At 38.9% G+C, this 17,192-nt stretch carries 10 protein-coding genes and 1 tRNA gene; 10 read left to right on the top strand and 1 reads right to left on the bottom strand.

Translation table 11 applies throughout. The features are described 5' to 3' along the window. The first annotated feature begins 111 nt into the window (after positions 1 to 111). The 8 genes from rpoB to SJPD1_RS02225 all read left to right on the top strand — a co-directional run bounded on the left by rpoB (position 112) and on the right by SJPD1_RS02225 (position 13,067). Complete coding sequence (rpoB, locus tag SJPD1_RS02190; protein ID WP_096045769.1) at positions 112 to 4,269, top strand: DNA-directed RNA polymerase subunit beta; 4,158 nt, start codon at positions 112 to 114, stop codon at positions 4,267 to 4,269. Continuing rightward, on the top strand, positions 4,247 to 8,773 hold the full coding sequence (gene rpoC / locus SJPD1_RS02195; RefSeq protein WP_096045770.1) for a DNA-directed RNA polymerase subunit beta': 4,527 nt from the start codon (positions 4,247 to 4,249) through the stop codon (positions 8,771 to 8,773). The genes rpoB and rpoC overlap by 23 nt, the downstream gene beginning before the upstream one ends. Before the next feature lie 84 nt (positions 8,774 to 8,857). After that, positions 8,858 to 9,235, top strand: a complete 378-nt coding sequence (gene rpsL / locus SJPD1_RS02200) for a 30S ribosomal protein S12 (protein WP_012856158.1) — start codon at positions 8,858 to 8,860, stop codon at positions 9,233 to 9,235. A 73-nt stretch (positions 9,236 to 9,308) separates the two neighbouring features. Then, complete coding sequence (gene rpsG / locus SJPD1_RS02205) at positions 9,309 to 9,779, top strand: 30S ribosomal protein S7 (RefSeq protein ID WP_096045771.1); 471 nt, start codon at positions 9,309 to 9,311, stop codon at positions 9,777 to 9,779. A gap of 75 nt (positions 9,780 to 9,854) precedes the next feature. After that, a complete protein-coding gene (gene fusA / locus SJPD1_RS02210; RefSeq protein WP_096045772.1) occupies positions 9,855 to 11,933 on the top strand; it encodes an elongation factor G in 2,079 nt (692 codons plus the stop codon). Positions 11,934 to 12,005: 72 nt separating this feature from the next. Continuing rightward, positions 12,006 to 12,082 (top strand) — tRNA-Arg (locus SJPD1_RS02215). A 71-nt stretch (positions 12,083 to 12,153) separates the two neighbouring features. Further along, positions 12,154 to 12,357 carry an EamA family transporter gene (locus SJPD1_RS02220; RefSeq protein ID WP_096045773.1) on the top strand — a complete coding sequence of 68 codons (204 nt, stop codon included), beginning with the start codon at positions 12,154 to 12,156 and terminating at the stop codon, positions 12,355 to 12,357. A 38-nt stretch (positions 12,358 to 12,395) separates the two neighbouring features. After that, entirely contained in the window at positions 12,396 to 13,067 is a 672-nt protein-coding gene (locus SJPD1_RS02225) for an EamA family transporter (RefSeq protein ID WP_096045774.1), read from the top strand. Positions 13,068 to 13,291: 224 nt separating this feature from the next. On the opposite strand, the gene SJPD1_RS02230 is transcribed toward SJPD1_RS02225, so the two are convergent. Further along, positions 13,292 to 14,128 (bottom strand): aldo/keto reductase family protein, encoded by an 837-nt coding sequence (locus SJPD1_RS02230; protein ID WP_096045775.1) that lies wholly within the window; start codon positions 14,126 to 14,128, stop codon positions 13,292 to 13,294. A 122-nt stretch (positions 14,129 to 14,250) separates the two neighbouring features. Here SJPD1_RS02230 and SJPD1_RS02235 point away from each other — a divergent pair, with 122 nt between their 5' ends. Continuing rightward, on the top strand, positions 14,251 to 15,519 hold the full coding sequence (locus SJPD1_RS02235) for a SagB family peptide dehydrogenase (RefSeq protein WP_096045776.1): 1,269 nt from the start codon (positions 14,251 to 14,253) through the stop codon (positions 15,517 to 15,519). 158 nt (positions 15,520 to 15,677) lie between these two features. Continuing rightward, positions 15,678 to 17,141: an anion permease gene (locus SJPD1_RS02240; RefSeq protein ID WP_096045777.1), complete on the top strand. Its 1,464-nt coding sequence runs from the start codon at positions 15,678 to 15,680 to the stop codon at positions 17,139 to 17,141. The last annotated feature ends 51 nt before the right edge of the window (positions 17,142 to 17,192 follow it).

The following is a 17,192-nucleotide window of genomic DNA, read 5'->3' on the forward strand; positions in this document are numbered from 1 at the left end:
TTGTGCTTCTCTTTTAAAACTATATTCTTGGATATTAATTAGTCGTTACAACTTCTATCAAACGATAGATGAACCTACTGCCCTTTTCAAACAACTACACGAGGTAGACTCATGTTAAATAGCCTAAAATCTGGAAATCGCTTACGAGTCGATTTTTCCAAAGTCCCAAAAAAAATTGATGTACCAAATCTACTCCAACTTCAACAAAAGAGTTACGAACAGTTTTTAGATGTTGAAAATTTCAAAGAAGAGAGTGGCGTAGAGAAGGTTTTTAAATCTATTTTTCCTATTCATGATCCCCAAAATAGACTTACTTTAGAATATGCTGGATCTGAGGTTGGAAAACCTAGATATACTGTCCGCGAATGTATGGAGCGTGGCCTTACGTATTCTGTTAGCTTAAAAATGAATATTCGTCTTATCCTTTGGGATAAAGATGAAAAATCCGGTGAAAAAACTGGTGTAAAAGATATTAAAGAACAAGCAATTTTTATTCGTGAAATTCCATTGATGACCGATAGAACTTCATTTGTTATTAATGGTGTTGAGAGAGTTGTTGTGAATCAACTTCACAGAAGCCCTGGTGTTATCTTTAAAGAAGAAGAGAGCCCAACGGTTGCTAATAAGCTTATTTATAATGCTCAAATTATTCCAGATCGCGGTTCTTGGCTCTATTTTGAATACGATGCAAAAGATACCCTCTTTGTTAGAATTAATAAACGTAGAAAAGTTCCTATTACGATTCTATTCCGTGCACTTGGATACAGCAAACAAGATATTTTAAAACTTTTTTACCCTGTGCTCAATATTATGATTCGTGAAAATAAATTCTTAATTGAGTTCTCAGCAGATAACTTCTTAGGTCGTGTTGATTTTGACCTTAAAGATGAACATGGAAACCTTCTTTTGGCTGCAGGAAAGCGTCTTGCACGTAAAAAAGCTGAAAAATTTATTGAAGATGGTATTAAGTTTATTGAGTATCCTGTTGAAATTTTGGTGAACCGTTTTCTCTCTTCTCCAATTATTGATAAAGAGAGTGGTGAAGTTCTTTATGATACATTGGCACAACTTGACGAAGGTAAATTGGCTAAGATCATTGAACAAAAATGTGAAACGATTGAAATTGCAAATGATCTTGCAAGTGGTGTCGACGATGCCATTATTAACTCGTTTATTGCTGATAATGAAACACTGAAATTACTTCGTCAAACAGAGAGTATTGAAGATGAAAATGATTTAGCGGCTATTCGTATTTATAAAGTCATGAGACCAGGTGAGCCTGTTACTAAAGAAGCTGCGAAAACATTTGTCAAAGATCTTTTCTTTAACTCTGAAAGATACGATTTAACCAAAGTTGGTCGTATGAAAATGAATCATAAACTTGGACTTACCGTCCCTGAGTATGTGACAATTATGACGAGCGAAGACATTATCAAAACAGCAAAATACTTGATTAAAGTTAAAAATGGTCAAGGTCATATCGATGATCGTGATCACTTGGGTAATAGAAGAATTAGAGCTATCGGAGAGTTACTTGCGAATGAGCTTCATGCAGGTTTGATTAAAATGCAAAAAGCAATTCGTGATAAATTTACAGCTCTTAGTGGCAGTGTCGAAGAGTTAATGCCTCATGATTTGATTAACTCTAAAATGATCACTTCGGCGATTGCTGAGTTCTTTTCAAGTGGGCAGTTATCACAATTTATGGATCAAACGAATCCACTGAGTGAAATTACACATAAAAGAAGATTATCGGCTCTTGGTGAGGGTGGTTTGGTAAAAGAACGTGCAGGCTTTGAAGTCCGTGACGTTCACCCAACACACTATGGTCGTATTTGTCCTGTTGAAACGCCAGAGGGTCAAAACATTGGTTTGATTAATACCCTTTCAATGTATGCAAAAGTAAATGATCTAGGTTTTGTGGAAGCACCTTACCGTAAAGTTGAGAATGCAACGATTACAGACGAAATCATTTATATTACAGCTACACAAGAAGAGGGCTTAGTCATTGCTCCTGCAAGTACTAAAATCAATGAAAATAATGAAATTGTTGAAGATTTGATTGAAGTACGTGTAGATGGTGAGACGGTTCTTATTGAAAAAGAGAAAGTGGACTTAATTGACCTTTCTTCAATGATGATTGCAGGTGTTGCTGCTTCTTTGATTCCTTTCTTGGAACATGATGATGCAAACCGTGCACTTATGGGTTCAAACATGCAACGTCAAGCTGTACCTTTGGTCAAATCAGACGCACCTATTGTTGGAACGGGCGTTGAAAAAATTGCAGCTCGAGACTCTTGGGAAGCAATTAAAGTCAAACGTGCGGGTATGGTTGAAAAAGTCGATAACAAAAACGTCTATATTTTAGGTGAAGATGAAGGTGGTGCATTTATTGACCATTACGCACTTCAAAAAAATCTTAGAACTAACCAAAATACAACGTTTACCCAAAAAGTTATTGTTCGAAAAGGTGATATGGTTGAAGCTGGTGGTGTTATTGCCGATGGTCCAAGTATGGATCAAGGTGAGCTTGCTATCGGTAAAAACGCAATGGTTGCCTTTATGCCATGGAATGGTTATAACTACGAAGATGCGATTGTTATTAGTGAACGTATGATTCGTGAAGATGCTTTTACCAGTGTTCATATTTATGAAAAGGAAGTTGAAGCACGCGAACTCAAAGACGGTGTGGAAGAGATTACTAAAGACATTCCAAACGTCAAAGAAGAAGAGTTAGCTCATCTTGATGATAGTGGTATTGTAAAAGTTGGTACCTATGTCACTCCTGGTATGATTTTAGTTGGTAAAGTATCACCAAAAGGTGAAGTAAAACCAACGCCTGAAGAGCGACTTTTACGTGCTATTTTTGGTGAAAAAGCAGGACATGTTGTCAATAAATCATTGTATGCAACGCCATCGTTAGAGGGTATTGTTGTCGATGTTAAAATCTTTACAAAAAAAGGTTACGACAAAGATCCACGCGCTGTCCAAGCATATGAGCAAGAAAAAGAGATTTTAGATCGCGAGCATCACGATAAACTCTTGATGTTGGATCGTGAAGAGATGTTGCGTATTAACGCATTGCTTTTGAAAAATCCACTACAAGAAGATCAAGAGATTAGCAAAACAAGTTATAAAAAGGGTGGCTTTATTAAAGCAGAAGATCTTCATAATGTCAACCGTTTTTCAATTAACTCAATTGTAAAAGCGTTCTCAAATGAAGTTCAAGATGACTATAAAGATCTTAAAATGTACTTCCAAAATGAGAAGAAAAAACTCAAAGAAGAACATGATGAGAAACTAAATATTATTGAAAAAGATGATATTTTACCAAGTGGCGTTGTTAAGCTTGTTAAAGTTTATGTGGCAACCAAACGTAAACTTAAAGTGGGTGATAAAATGGCGGGACGTCACGGAAATAAAGGTATCGTTTCCAATATCGTTCGTGAAGTTGATATGCCTTACCTTAAAAATGGTGAAATTGTAGATATCGTTCTTAATCCACTGGGCGTTCCAAGTCGTATGAATATCGGACAAATTCTTGAGGTTCACTTAGGTCTTGTTGGTAAACGTTTGGGTGATCAAATTGAAGAGATATTCAAAGAGAAACAAGGTGACTGGATTAAAGCACTTCGTGAAAAAATGATTAGTATTGCGGATGTTGCCAAACTGATGGATGCTAGGAATTTTATTGATAAAATAAATGATGAACAGTTGTTGATTTTTGCTAGAGATTGGAGTAAAGGCGTTAAATTTGCAACTCCGATTTTTGAAGGTGTTAACATTGAAGAGTTTGAAAAACTCTTTGAAATGGCAAAAATTGATACTGATGGTAAAACTGATTTATACGATGGTATGACCGGTCAAAAGATGCACGAAAGAGTCAATGTGGGTTACATGTATATGTTAAAACTCCACCATTTAGTTGATGAAAAAGTACATGCACGTAGCACTGGACCATACTCACTGGTTACTCAACAACCAGTTGGTGGTAAAGCCCTCTTTGGTGGTCAAAGGTTCGGTGAGATGGAGGTATGGGCTCTTGAAGCATACGGTGCTGCTCATACCCTAAGAGAGATGTTAACAGTCAAATCAGACGACGTTGAAGGACGTATTTTAGCTTATAAAGCACTTACCAGAGGTGAAAATGTCCCTCAAACAGGAATTCCTGAAACATTCTATGTTTTAACGAATGAGTTGAAGTCTTTGGCTTTAGATGTTGAGATTTATGACGAGGTGGAAGAAGATGAAACGACTAGAACCAATTGAGATTCACGAAGAGAGCCGTCCTAGGGACTTTAAAGCATTTCAATTAAGACTTGCAAGTCCAGAAAAGATTCGCTCATGGAGTTATGGAGAGGTTAAAAAACCAGAAACCATTAACTATCGTACGCTCAAACCAGAGCGCGATGGACTTTTCTGTGCGAAAATCTTTGGACCCGTCAGAGATTATGAATGTCTGTGCGGAAAATATAAAAAGATGCGTTACAAAGGCATCAAATGTGAAAAATGTGGCGTTGAAGTAACGAGCACCAAAGTGAGACGTTCACGTATGGGACACATCGAGTTAGTAACTCCTGTGGCTCATATATGGTATGTTAACTCGCTTCCAAGTCGTGTGGGAACATTGCTTGGTGTTAAGATGAAAGATCTTGAGCGCGTACTTTACTATGAAGCTTACATTGTTGAGCAAGCAGGCGAAGCGTTTTACGATGCAGAAAACAAAAATAAAGTTGCAGTTTATGATGTTCTTAATGAAGAACAATATCAATCATTGCAGCAACGTTTTGAAGATACTGGTTTTGTGGCAAAAATGGGTGGCGAAGTTATTCGTGATTTATTAGCGAATATTGACCTTGTCGAAGTTCTTGGTCAACTTAAGGAAGATATTAACCAAACCAGTTCCGAAGCAAAGAAAAAAACTATTGTAAAACGTCTCAAAGTCGTTGAAGCATTCCTTAACAGCGGTAACCGTCCTGAATGGATGATGATTACAATGTTGCCAGTCCTTCCGCCAGATCTTAGACCACTTGTGGCACTGGATGGTGGAAAGTTTGCAGTAAGTGACGTCAATGACCTGTATCGTCGTGTTATCAACAGAAATGCTCGTTTGAAACGTTTAATGGAACTCGATGCACCAGAAATTATTATTCGCAACGAAAAACGTATGTTACAAGAAGCGGTTGATGCGCTCTTTGATAATGGTCGCCGTGCCAATGCAGTAAAAGGTGCTAACAAACGTCCTTTAAAATCACTTTCAGAGATTATTAAAGGTAAACAAGGACGTTTCCGTCAAAATCTACTCGGAAAAAGGGTTGACTTTTCAGGTCGTTCTGTTATTGTTGTTGGCCCAAATTTGAAAATGGATCAGTGCGGTCTTCCTAAACAGATGGCATTGGAGCTTTTCAAACCACATTTGTTAGCACGTCTTGAAGAAAAAGGGTATGCAACAACGGTTAAGCAAGCCAAAAAAATGATTGACATGAAAACCAATGAAGTATGGGAATGTTTAGCGGAGGTGGTCAAAGGTCATCCAGTTATGTTAAACCGTGCACCAACACTTCACAAGCTTTCCATTCAGGCATTTCATCCTGTCTTGATTGATGGAAAAGCGATTCGTTTGCATCCTCTTGTATGTTCTGCCTTTAACGCGGACTTCGATGGTGATCAAATGGCGGTTCACGTTCCACTATCACAAGAGGCCATTGCTGAGTGTAAAATTTTGATGCTAAGTTCGATGAATATCTTGCTTCCAGCTTCAGGTAAAGCGGTAACTGTTCCAACACAAGATATGGTCTTGGGTCTTTACTATTTAACACTTGAAAAACCGCATGCAAAAGGAAGTAATAAAATTTTTGCAAATGTGGATGAAGTTCATATTGCGATTGATGCAGGATTTTTAGATATTCATGCCAAAATTAAAACACGTATTAATGACAGAGTGCTCTTTACAACAGCGGGTCGCTTGATCTTAAAATCAATCTTACCAGATTTTGTACCTGAGGCTCACTGGAACAGAGTATTGAAAAAGAAAAATATCGGTGCTTTAGTTGATTTTGTTTTTAAAGAGGGTGGTATTGGTATTACTGCAGGATTCTTAGATAATATCAAAAGACTCGGCTTTAAATACGCAACAGAGTCAGGTATTTCGGTTTCAATTGATGATATCCGTGTTCCTGAAGCTAAAGTAAAAAAAATCAAAGAAGCGAAGAAAAAAGTACGCGAGATCCAAAAACAGTTCAGTTCTGGTTTATTAACCGAGCAAGAACGTTACAACAAAATTATTGATATTTGGACGGATACGAACAATGAAGTGGCTTCTGAGATGATGAAGCTTACGGAAAGTCATAAAGGCGGCTTTAACTCTATTTATATGATGGCAGATTCTGGTGCGCGTGGTTCTGCTGCGCAAATTAGACAGTTAGCAGGTATGAGGGGACTTATGGCAAAACCGGATGGAAGTATTATTGAAACACCAATTATTTCAAACTTCCGTGAAGGTCTAAACGTTCTTGAATACTTTATTTCAACGCACGGTGCACGTAAAGGTCTTGCGGATACGGCTCTTAAAACAGCCAACGCTGGTTACTTGACCAGAAAGCTCATTGACGTTGCACAAAACGTTAAAGTTACGATGGATGATTGTGGTACACACGAAGGTGTTGAGATTACTGAAATCAGCGAGAGCGGTGAGCTTGTAGAGTCATTGTATGAGAGAGCAACAGGTCGTGTTCTTGCAGAAGATGTTATCGATACGATCACCAATGAAGTTCTTTTTACAGAGGGAACATTGATTGATGAGAAGAGCGCACAAGCCCTTAAAGAGGCGAGCATTAAGTCAGTTGTTATTCGTACACCGATTACATGTAAAGCTAAAAAAGGTGTCTGTGCTAAATGTTATGGTACAAACTTGGCTGAGGGCACATTGGTTCGTCCTGGTGAAGCGGTTGGTATTATTTCAGCTCAATCTATTGGTGAGCCTGGTACTCAGTTGACCTTGCGTACATTCCACATCGGTGGTACAGCATCAACAGAATCACAAGATCGTCAAGTTATTGCCCAAAAAGAGGGTTTTATCCGTTATTACAATGTAAAAACTTATATTACTAAAGAAGGCAAGAATATCGTTGCTAACCGCAGAAATGCAGCTGTTCTTCTTGTAGAACCAAAGATCAAAGCACCATTTAAAGGTACAATTGAAATTGACACAGCACATGAAGAGACAGCGATTACGATTACAAGTGGTAGCGGTGAAAACATTCGCTATACTCTCCGTAAAAGTGACTTTGCTAAACCCAATGAGCTAGCGGGTGTGAGTGGTAAAATTGAGGGTAAATTTTATATTCCTTATGTTAGCGGCGATATGGTTGAAGTCAATGAGAGCATCGTAGAGGTGATTAAAGAGGGTTGGAATGTTCCAAGTCGTATCCCTTATGCGAGTGAACTCAAAGTAAAAAATGGTGACCCAATTATCCAAAAAATTCATGCAGATGCTAAAGGTGTTGTTAAATACTATAAGCTTCATGGAGATTATTTGGATCGTATCCATGATATTGAAAAAGGTCATGTGGTTAAAGAAAAAGGTATTTTTGCAGTGGTTGCAGACAATGATGATAGAGAAGCAATCCGCCACTATATTCCACGTGATTCTATCATTGATATTAATGATAATAGCATTGTAGAAGGAAAAACACTCCTTGCATATCCTTCAACCAGTGAGCAAATTACCATCGCTGAGTGGGATCCATACTCTACGCCAATTATTGCAGAAGATGCGGGTACGGTTACATTTGAAGATATTGAACCAGGGATTAGTGCGACGGAACAATTTGATGATATGACAGGTCAAAGTAGACTTGTGATTAACGAATATCTTCCAAGTGGCATGAAACCAACCATTATTATTGCCAATAAAAATGGCGAGATTGTTAAGTATCAATTAGAGCCAAAAACAGCCATCTTCGTTCAAAATGGTGTAACGGTTGGTTTAGCAGATTTGATTGGTAGAACACCAAAAGCGATTGCAAAATCAAAAGATATCACCGGTGGTCTTCCACGTATTAGTGAGCTTTTTGAAGCACGTCGTCCTAAAAATGCAACCGTCATTGCGGAAATTGATGGAACGATTCGTTTTGGTAAACCACTTCGTTCAAAAGAGCGTATTATTATTGAAGCAGCGGATGGTACAAGTGTAGAGTATTTAGTGGATCGTAATACACAAATTCACGTTCAACCAGGTGAATTTGTTCATGCAGGTGAGCGTCTTACGGATGGTGTTATTTCAAGCCATGATATTTTACGTATTATGGGTGAAAAAGCACTTCACTATTATTTGATCAGTGAAATTCAACAAGTTTACCGTGGACAAGGTGTTGCAATTAACGATAAACACATTGAGGTTATCGTTTCTCAAATGCTTCGCCAAGTACGTATTGTTGACAGTGGCGATACAAAGTTTATCATGGGTGATTTGATTAGCCGTAGACGTTTCCGTGAAGAGAATGAAGCGGTTATGAAAATGGGTGGAGAGCCAGCGATTGCTGAGCCAACACTTTTAGGTGTTACCCGTGCAGCGATCGGTAGTGATAGTGTTATATCAGCGGCTTCATTCCAAGAGACAACCAAAGTTCTAACGGAAGCGAGTATCGCAGGTAAGATGGATATGCTCGAGGATCTTAAAGAAAATGTTATCTTAGGACGTATGATTCCAGTAGGAACCGGTCTTTATCAAAACAAACAATTTAATATTGAGTTGAACCCAAGCAGAGGTTAAGTTAAGGTTCCCTTAACTTAACCTTTTTTTAAGCTATTTTTAAATAAAATTAGCACCTATTTTTTACAAAATAAAGGAAATAATGTGCCAACCATTAACCAACTCGTCAGAAATGAGAGAAAAAAGGTGATTAAAAAATCAAAATCACCTGCACTTGATAAGTGCCCTCAAAGAAGAGGCGTTTGTACAAGAGTTTATACGACAACTCCTAAAAAACCAAACTCTGCTTTGAGAAAAGTTGCCAAAGTCAAATTGACCAGCGGTTTTGAAGTCATTAGCTACATCGGTGGCGAGGGACATAACCTACAAGAACACTCCATTGTATTGGTACGTGGCGGTAGGGTAAAAGATTTACCAGGTGTTAAGTACCATATCGTACGTGGTGCGCTTGATACTTCAGGTGTTGCAAAAAGAACGGTGTCTAGAAGTAAATACGGTACAAAAAGACCAAAAGCTAAATAAATTTAACAGCAGGTGATGTCCTTTGTTTTGACATCATTTGAGTAAAATTTTTAAAAAATTTGAAGGAAATAGTATGAGAAGAAGAAAAGCTCCTGTAAGAGAAGTATTACCAGATCCAATCTACAATAGCAAAATTATCACAAAGTTTATCAATGCGTTGATGCTCGATGGAAAAAAGAGTGTTGCTACTAAAGTATTTTATGGTTCATTAGAACTCGCTGAAAAAAGAAGCGGAACACTCAAAGGGATTGAAATTTTCAATACAGCTATCGATAACGTTAAGCCTGTTATGGAAGTAAAAAGCAGACGTGTCGGTGGAGCAACATATCAAGTTCCAGTCGAAGTTAGAACAACTCGTCAACAAGCATTGGCTCTTAGATGGTTAGTCTCTTACGCTCGTAAAAGAAGTGAGAGAACAATGGTCGAGAGGTTGGCCAATGAACTTTTAGATGCGGCTAATAGTAGAGGCGCTACCTTTAAGAAAAAAGAAGATACTTATAAAATGGCAGAAGCAAACAAAGCGTTTGCTCACTATCGCTGGTAAGATGACGCTGGGGATGTTTATATGTAAACATCCCTTTCTTCAGAACTACACTCCTAATATAACAAGGAAATTATAATGGCAAGAAATACCCCTATTGAAATGGTTAGAAACATCGGTATTGCTGCGCACATTGATGCAGGTAAAACCACAACAACTGAAAGAATCCTTTTTTACACCGGTATCTCTCATAAAATTGGTGAGGTACACGATGGTGCTGCGACAATGGACTGGATGGAGCAAGAGAAAGAGCGAGGTATTACCATTACTTCAGCGGCTACTACATGTACATGGAAAGATCATCAAATTAATATTATCGACACTCCAGGCCACGTTGACTTCACGATTGAAGTTGAACGTTCTATGCGTGTTCTCGATGGCGCTGTCGCTGTATTTTGTGCCGTTGGTGGTGTTCAACCACAATCTGAGACGGTTTGGAGACAAGCCAATCGTTATCAAGTTCCAAGAATGGTATTTGTTAATAAAATGGACCGTGTTGGTGCAGATTTCTACAATGTTGAAGCACAAATTAAAAATCGTTTAAAAGCAAACCCAGTACCTATTCAAATTCCTATTGGTGCAGAAGAAAACTTTAAAGGTGTTGTTGATCTCGTTGAGATGAAAGCACTGATTTGGGATGATGATGCTGCAATGGGTTCAAACTACCAAGTAGTTGAAATTCCAGCGGAACTTGCGGATAAAGCTAAAGAATACCATGAGAGAATGGTTGAAGCTGTTTCTGAGACCAGTGATGAGTTGATGGAAAAATACCTTGGTGGTGAAGTGCTTACAAAAGCTGAAATTAAAGCAGGTATCAAAGCAGGATGTCTTGCAATGACATTTATTCCTATGATTTGTGGAACAGCGTTTAAAAACAAAGGTATTCAACCGATGTTAGATGCTGTTATTGATTATATGCCAGCTCCTACTGAAGTACATGCGATTAAAGGTGAATACGAAGATGGACACGAGTGTGTCGTTGATTCAACCGATGATGGTGAATTTGCAGCACTTGCGTTTAAAATTATGACCGATCCATTCGTGGGTCAATTAACCTTCGTTCGTGTTTACCGTGGTTCATTGGAAAGCGGAAGTTATGCTTACAATACAACTAAAGATAAAAAAGAGAGAATTGGTCGACTTCTTAAAATGCACGCGAACAAAAGAGAAGAGATTAAAGTTCTTCATTCTGGTGAAATCGGCGCGGTTGTTGGTCTTAAAGACACACTAACAGGTGATACGCTTGCAAGTGAAAAAGATCCTGTAATTTTAGAGAGAATGGTATTCCCAGATCCTGTTATCTCTGTTGCTGTTGAGCCTAAAACGAAAGCAGATCAAGAGAAAATGGGTATTGCGCTTCAAAAATTGGCGCAAGAAGATCCAAGCTTTAGAGTTGAAACCGATGAAGAAAGTGGTCAAACGATCATTTCTGGTATGGGTGAGCTTCACTTAGAGATTCTTGTTGATCGTATGTTACGTGAGTTTAAAGTAAGTGCTGAAGTTGGTCAACCTCAAGTTGCTTACCGTGAAACGATCCGTGCATCAGTTAATCAAGAGTACAAATACGCAAAACAATCTGGTGGTCGTGGTCAATACGGTCACGTATTCCTCAAAATTGAACCTCAAGATGCTGGGTCTGGTTATGAGTTTATCAACGACATCAAAGGTGGAGCAATTCCAAAAGAATTTATCCCTGCTGTTGATAAAGGTATTAAAGAGGCACTTGGTGCAGGTGTACTTGCAGGTTATAAAGTGGAAGACGTTAAAGTTACCCTTTATGATGGAAGTTACCATGATGTCGACTCTTCTGAGATGGCGTTTAAACTCGCTGCTTCTATGGGCTTTAAAGAGGGTTGTAGAAAAGCAAAACCCGTTATTCTTGAGCCAATCATGAAAGTGGAAGTTGAAACACCTGAGGACTTTATGGGTGATGTTATCGGCGATCTTAACCGTCGTCGTGGACAAATTAACTCTATGGATGATAGAAGTGGTAACAAAATTGTTAACGCATTCTGCCCATTGGCTGAAATGTTCGGTTACTCAACGGATCTAAGGTCTCAAACACAAGGTCGTGCTTCTTACTCAATGGAATTTGACCACTATGATGAAGTTCCTAGAAACGTTGCAGAAGAGATTATCAAAAAACGTAACGGTTAATACACTATTTTAGCTAAAGCCGAATGTGTGAAAACGCATTCGGCTTTTTTTTTACTTCAATTTTTCCCTTGCGTCCCCATAGCTCAGCAGGATAGAGCATCAAATTCCTAATTTGAAGGCCGTGCGTTCGAATCGCGCTGGGGACACCATTCATCCTTTTATTTTCAAAAACTAAAAATTATTTTAATGAGTCACCTCTATCAAATCTAAGGAAAAGAGAATGAATTTTTTACATGTAAAAGCAAATCTATCTGAAAAATCCAAAAGAATGATTGCCATTGTTATAGCCCTTTTGTCTGTTTATATTATATGGGGAAGCACTTACTTGGGCATTAAAATTGCCATTGAAACGTTTCCTCCTTTGCTCATGGCGGGAATACGTTTTATTCTAGCGGGAGCACTGCTATATGGTTTTGTAGCCTAGAGTGGAGAGACACTACCATCATTGGTACATTACTCCTTTTGGGTGGTAATGGATTTGTAGTCATTGCAGAACAACATATTCCTTCTTCGATTGCTGCCATTATTATTTCAACAGTTCCTTTATGGATGATTGTGATTGGTTGGATGATGAAAATTCAAACGAAACCCAATAAAAGTACTCTGATTGGAACAGTGCTTGGATTTGTAGGTGTTGCAATTTTGATGCACCCTTCTCATCAAGAGAATCTGCATTTTGATACGGGTGGGCTACTCTTTACGCTTTTAGCCGCTATATTATGGTCATTGGGGTCTATTTATTCTCAAAAAGCAATCTTACCTTCTTCCACAATGCTCTCAACTGCAATGCAAATGCTAACAGGAGGCGCTGTTTTAGTCATTGTGGGAACACTGACAGGAGAGTGGTATCACCTTAATCCGGCAGCATTCTCTTCTCGCTCTCTTATGGCGCTGTTGTATTTAATTTTTGTTGGTTCATTATTAGGCTTTAGTGCTTATGTGTGGCTTTTAAAAAATGTATCACCTTATTTAGCCTCAACGTATGCTTTTGTTAATCCTATTGTGGCGCTCTTTTTAGGTTACTTTTTTGCAGATGAAGTGATGAGTATTAAATCATTGATTGCAACCGTACTGATTATTAGCGCAGTGATTATGATCACACTCTTTAAGGCCAAAGGAAGATCAAAAAGATAATTATTTGAGGGTCTTTTAAGTTATTTTTAGCGATTACTGTATTGATATGGGAGTATAATCTCACTTATAAAATCTTTATAAGGAGAAAATGATGGCATGCAAAAAACCAGCAGCTAAAACAGTCAGTGATGATACGAAAGCCGAAAAACCTGCAACGACTAAAACGTGCGGTACAAAAAAACCATGCGCTAAAAAATAGCGTTTAAACCCTTCTTGATAGACGCTTAGAGTAAAGCGTCTATTCTCTCAACATCTTTCTCATCCAGTGAAAATTCAAAAATACTTAAATCTTCTTTCATATGCAAAGCGGATGTTGTTCCATTGAGGGGGACGATTCCTTTTTGAATCACGTAACGGTAAAAAATTTGTTCAGCGCTTTTTCCGTAAATATTCACTATCTCCCGCATTGGTGGTGAATGTAAAATATGAGGGTTGGCACTCAAAGTCCAAAAACTTTGATAGATAATTCCCTTTTCATTAGCCCATGAACGAAGTGTTTTATCGTAGTGAACATCTGCATAAAAACGATTTTGTACAACAGATGGTTTAATACGAACATGCTCATAGAACGTTTGTAAAAGTGAGAGATCATAACAGTTACTAATGCCTATTTGGCGTACTTCACCTTCTTCAAACAGTGATTCAAACACATTCCATGCTTTAAGTAAGTTATTATAAGGGAAGAGTGGCGAATGGAGTAAGAGTGAGTCAAGATAGCTTGTTTGTAGATTGTGTTTGGACATTTCGCACGACGTGATGATTTGCTCTTCTAAAGAAGTGTGCGGATCATAAGGTATTTTAAGCGGGTCTTGTCCGTCGTATGGGGTGAATTTAGTTTGGAGATAAAGCTCTTCTCGTGTACCGCCTTTGGCGTAAAAACGTTCACACCCTTCGCCGACCAATGCCTCTTCATAGTGTTTGGGCTGACATGCGGTGTCAATCCCTCTGAAACCACTTTGAAGGGCTAACGCAACTAAGTCTGCTGTGCGTTCTTTTTTCCATGCAGTGCCATACAGCATGCAGGGTATGGAGACGTTTTGATTGCTAGTAACATAGTTCATCGTGACTCCTTTTAAACATTATAGAAAAAGAAATTTTTAAAGGTGCTGTTTTTGCATAATTAAACTTTACATGTAAAGCATTCTATATGAATGAGAGTGTAGCATACTGTAAAGGAGAAACCATGTTAGCCTATCATGCTCAAACGGTGCACTCGTACCGCTCTGTACGTACCAAATCTCACAGCATCGACTGGGATCATCCTCCTCAACAGTTTAAAATCTATCCTGAAACATTTACTCGTATTCCTCTTGATAAAAAAAACCCAGACCATCGTTTTTTTTATCTCATTGGAGGTATTACAGCACAGAAAAGTTACCCAGGGGTTACTTATGCTTTGCGTACCAATCCGAGTGCTGGAGCATTGTATCCCACAGAAGTTTATGTTCAGATACGAGACGTGGAGGGCTTTAAGGATGGAATTTACCATCTTTCACCTCGTGAGACGTCACTGGTGTTATTGTATCCTTTATCAGAGCCTGAAGGGGTAGAAAGTTTTTTACATGTAAAGAAAATAAAGGGGTTTGTATTCCTCTTTTCAGCGCTGTATTATCGTTCTTCATGGAAATACAAAGATCGTGCATTTCGCTACTGTTTACACGATACAGGGCATATGATAGGTACGTTAGAAGCTTCGTGTACGCTTAGTGCTGCGGTGTATCATCTTTTATACGGGATTGAGAAAAAGGCATTGAATAAACTTTTTGAATTTGGCAAAGAAGAATTTTTTCTCAGTGCCGCCATTGTAGGTGAAGAAGATGAAAGCTTTACATGTAAAGAGGTATCGATGCACCTTCCTTATGTAAATGGTACGGGAAATTTTGAAGTTAATGAATGTGTGGAAAAAGCCTATGATGAAACCTGTGAGCTTATTTTACATGCGCAAACTACACTACCACTATTTGACCTAGATAAAGAGCGCTTCACTCAAGCCATTTGGAAACGACGTTCCATTCGAGATTTTATGCAAAAACCAATCGCTAAAGATGAATTTTTAGAGGTCATGGAGTTCATCACCCAACCGATTCCGAGTGACTGCGATGTTGGAATAGAAATCTATGCGATTATCAACCGTGTCGAAGGGATGTGGCAAGGTGTTTGGAAGGAGGGAGTTTATCTGCAAAGTGGTGATTTTATGCGAAAAGCTGGCTATCTCTGTTTGGAGCAAGCATTAGGCGCAGAGAGTGGGGTTACTTTCTTTTTGGTAGGGCATGATGAGCAAAATTACCAAGCGATGGTGCAAAAAGCTGGTATTATTGGGCATCGTCTTTATCTGATTAGCACCTATCTTGGCTTTGGATGCAGCGGTATTGGGGCGTATTATGATGAAGAGGTCATGACATTTTTGCAAAGCGACGGTATGGTTCTTTACTCCCTAGCTATTGGTCACTAAAGGAGTCAATTTTATAAAGTACCAACGTATTTGCTACCATATGGATGCACTTTTAAGACCTTACATAGATAGGGCTTACAAGCCACTATTTTCTTTTGAAATCCTATGTTATAATGGTTAAAACTCTGCTAATTCTGTATGCTAAAGGAGTATTTCTCATGGCAAGTATAGCAACCTATCGATGGACAGCCTTTCTCCCTATCGTTGTCACACTACTCATTGCGCTCTTTCCTACTCCCTCAGGTCTTGAACAACATGCTTGGTACTTTTTTGCTATCTTTGCAGGTACCATAGCGGCACTGGTTATGGAATCGTTTCCTTTTGCAGCCACAGGACTGATGGGGGCTACGATTGTCACTGTACTTGCACCTTGGGTGCTATTTGGAACACAAGAGCTGGCAAATCCAAAATTTAAGGCTCCAGAACAGGCAATTAAATGGATGCTAACGGGTTGGAGTAGTACGACCGTATGGCTTGTATTTTCTGCTTTTACCTTTGCCTTGGGCTATGAGAAATCAGGGCTTGGGCGACGTATTGCGCTCATACTTGTCAAACTGATGGGACGAAGGACACTTCTGTTGGGTTATGCCGTAATGCTCTCCGATGCTCTCGTCGCACCGTTCACCTCTTCCAATACCGCACGTAGCGGTGGAATCGTTTTCCCTATTGTTCGCAATTTACCACCTCTGTATGATTCCAAACCCAATGACCCTTCTGCTCGCAAAATTGGTGGCTATGTGATGTGGGTTGCTTTTGCAACAACAGGTGTTACCAGTTCAATGTTTTTAACGGCATTGGCTCCGAATTTGCTTTGTGTTGAGATCATCAAGAAAATCGCAAAAGTTGATATTTCATGGACAGATTGGTTTTTCGCAGCAGCTCCTTTTGGTATCGCTATGCTACTTCTGCTTCCTCTCTTGGTTTATTGGATTTATCCACCTGAAATTAAAGAAGGTGATGCTGTACCAAAATGGGCAGCAAGTGAGTTAGAAAAAATGGGAAAAATTACTCTGAATGAAATTCTCCTTGCGATTATTGTTTTTACAGCCATTTTATTTTGGATATTGGGTGCAAAAATTATCAATGCGACTACGGTAGCACTTGTTGCAGTTTCATTCATGATGCTCTTCAAAATTGTGAAGTGGGATGACATCGCAGGCAATAAAACGGCGTGGAATACGATTGTATTGCTTGCATTTCTTGTTTCAATGGCGGAAGGTCTTTCACGCACAGGGTTTATCCATTGGTTTGACAACGGTATTGCTGCTTATATGCAAGGATTTTCGCCTATTGTTGCAATGTATGTTCTTGTCGCAACTTACTTTTTTTCTCATTATATGTTCGCCAGTACAACGCCGCATGCGACAGCAATGATGCCAGTGATGCTTGCCGTTGGGATGAGTGTTCCTGGAATGCCAATTAAAGAGTTTGCCTTGCTTCTAGCGATGACGCACGGAATTATGGGCGTTATCACACCGTATGCGACAGGACCAGCTCCTTTGTATTATGGGGCTGGATATATCACAGGTAAAGATTTTTGGAAACTTGGGTTTATCTTCGGTGTGATTTTTATTACAGCACTTTTAGGATTGAGTGCTCCAGTTATGCTCGCTATGCGTTAAAAAAAAGAGTGTGTCTCATGCGGGATACACTCTTTTTTCTTTTACATGTAA

Source organism: Sulfurospirillum diekertiae (assembly GCF_002309535.1).
GTDB classification, from domain to species: Bacteria; Campylobacterota; Campylobacteria; order Campylobacterales; family Sulfurospirillaceae; genus Sulfurospirillum; species Sulfurospirillum diekertiae.

Bases quoted from the DNA above. Each gene is read 5' to 3' on its own strand.
- rpoB (WP_096045769.1), top strand. From the start codon at position 112: ATGTTAAATAGCCTAAAATCTGGAAATCGCTTACGAGTCGATTTTTCC.
- rpoC (WP_096045770.1), top strand. From the start codon at position 4,247: ATGAAACGACTAGAACCAATTGAGATTCACGAAGAGAGCCGTCCTAGG.
- rpsG (WP_096045771.1), top strand. From the start codon at position 9,309: ATGAGAAGAAGAAAAGCTCCTGTAAGAGAAGTATTACCAGATCCAATC.
- fusA (WP_096045772.1), top strand. From the start codon at position 9,855: ATGGCAAGAAATACCCCTATTGAAATGGTTAGAAACATCGGTATTGCT.
- SJPD1_RS02220 (WP_096045773.1), top strand. From the start codon at position 12,154: ATGAATTTTTTACATGTAAAAGCAAATCTATCTGAAAAATCCAAAAGA.
- SJPD1_RS02230 (WP_096045775.1), bottom strand. From the start codon at position 14,128: ATGAACTATGTTACTAGCAATCAAAACGTCTCCATACCCTGCATGCTG.
- SJPD1_RS02235 (WP_096045776.1), top strand. From the start codon at position 14,251: ATGTTAGCCTATCATGCTCAAACGGTGCACTCGTACCGCTCTGTACGT.
- SJPD1_RS02240 (WP_096045777.1), top strand. From the start codon at position 15,678: ATGGCAAGTATAGCAACCTATCGATGGACAGCCTTTCTCCCTATCGTT.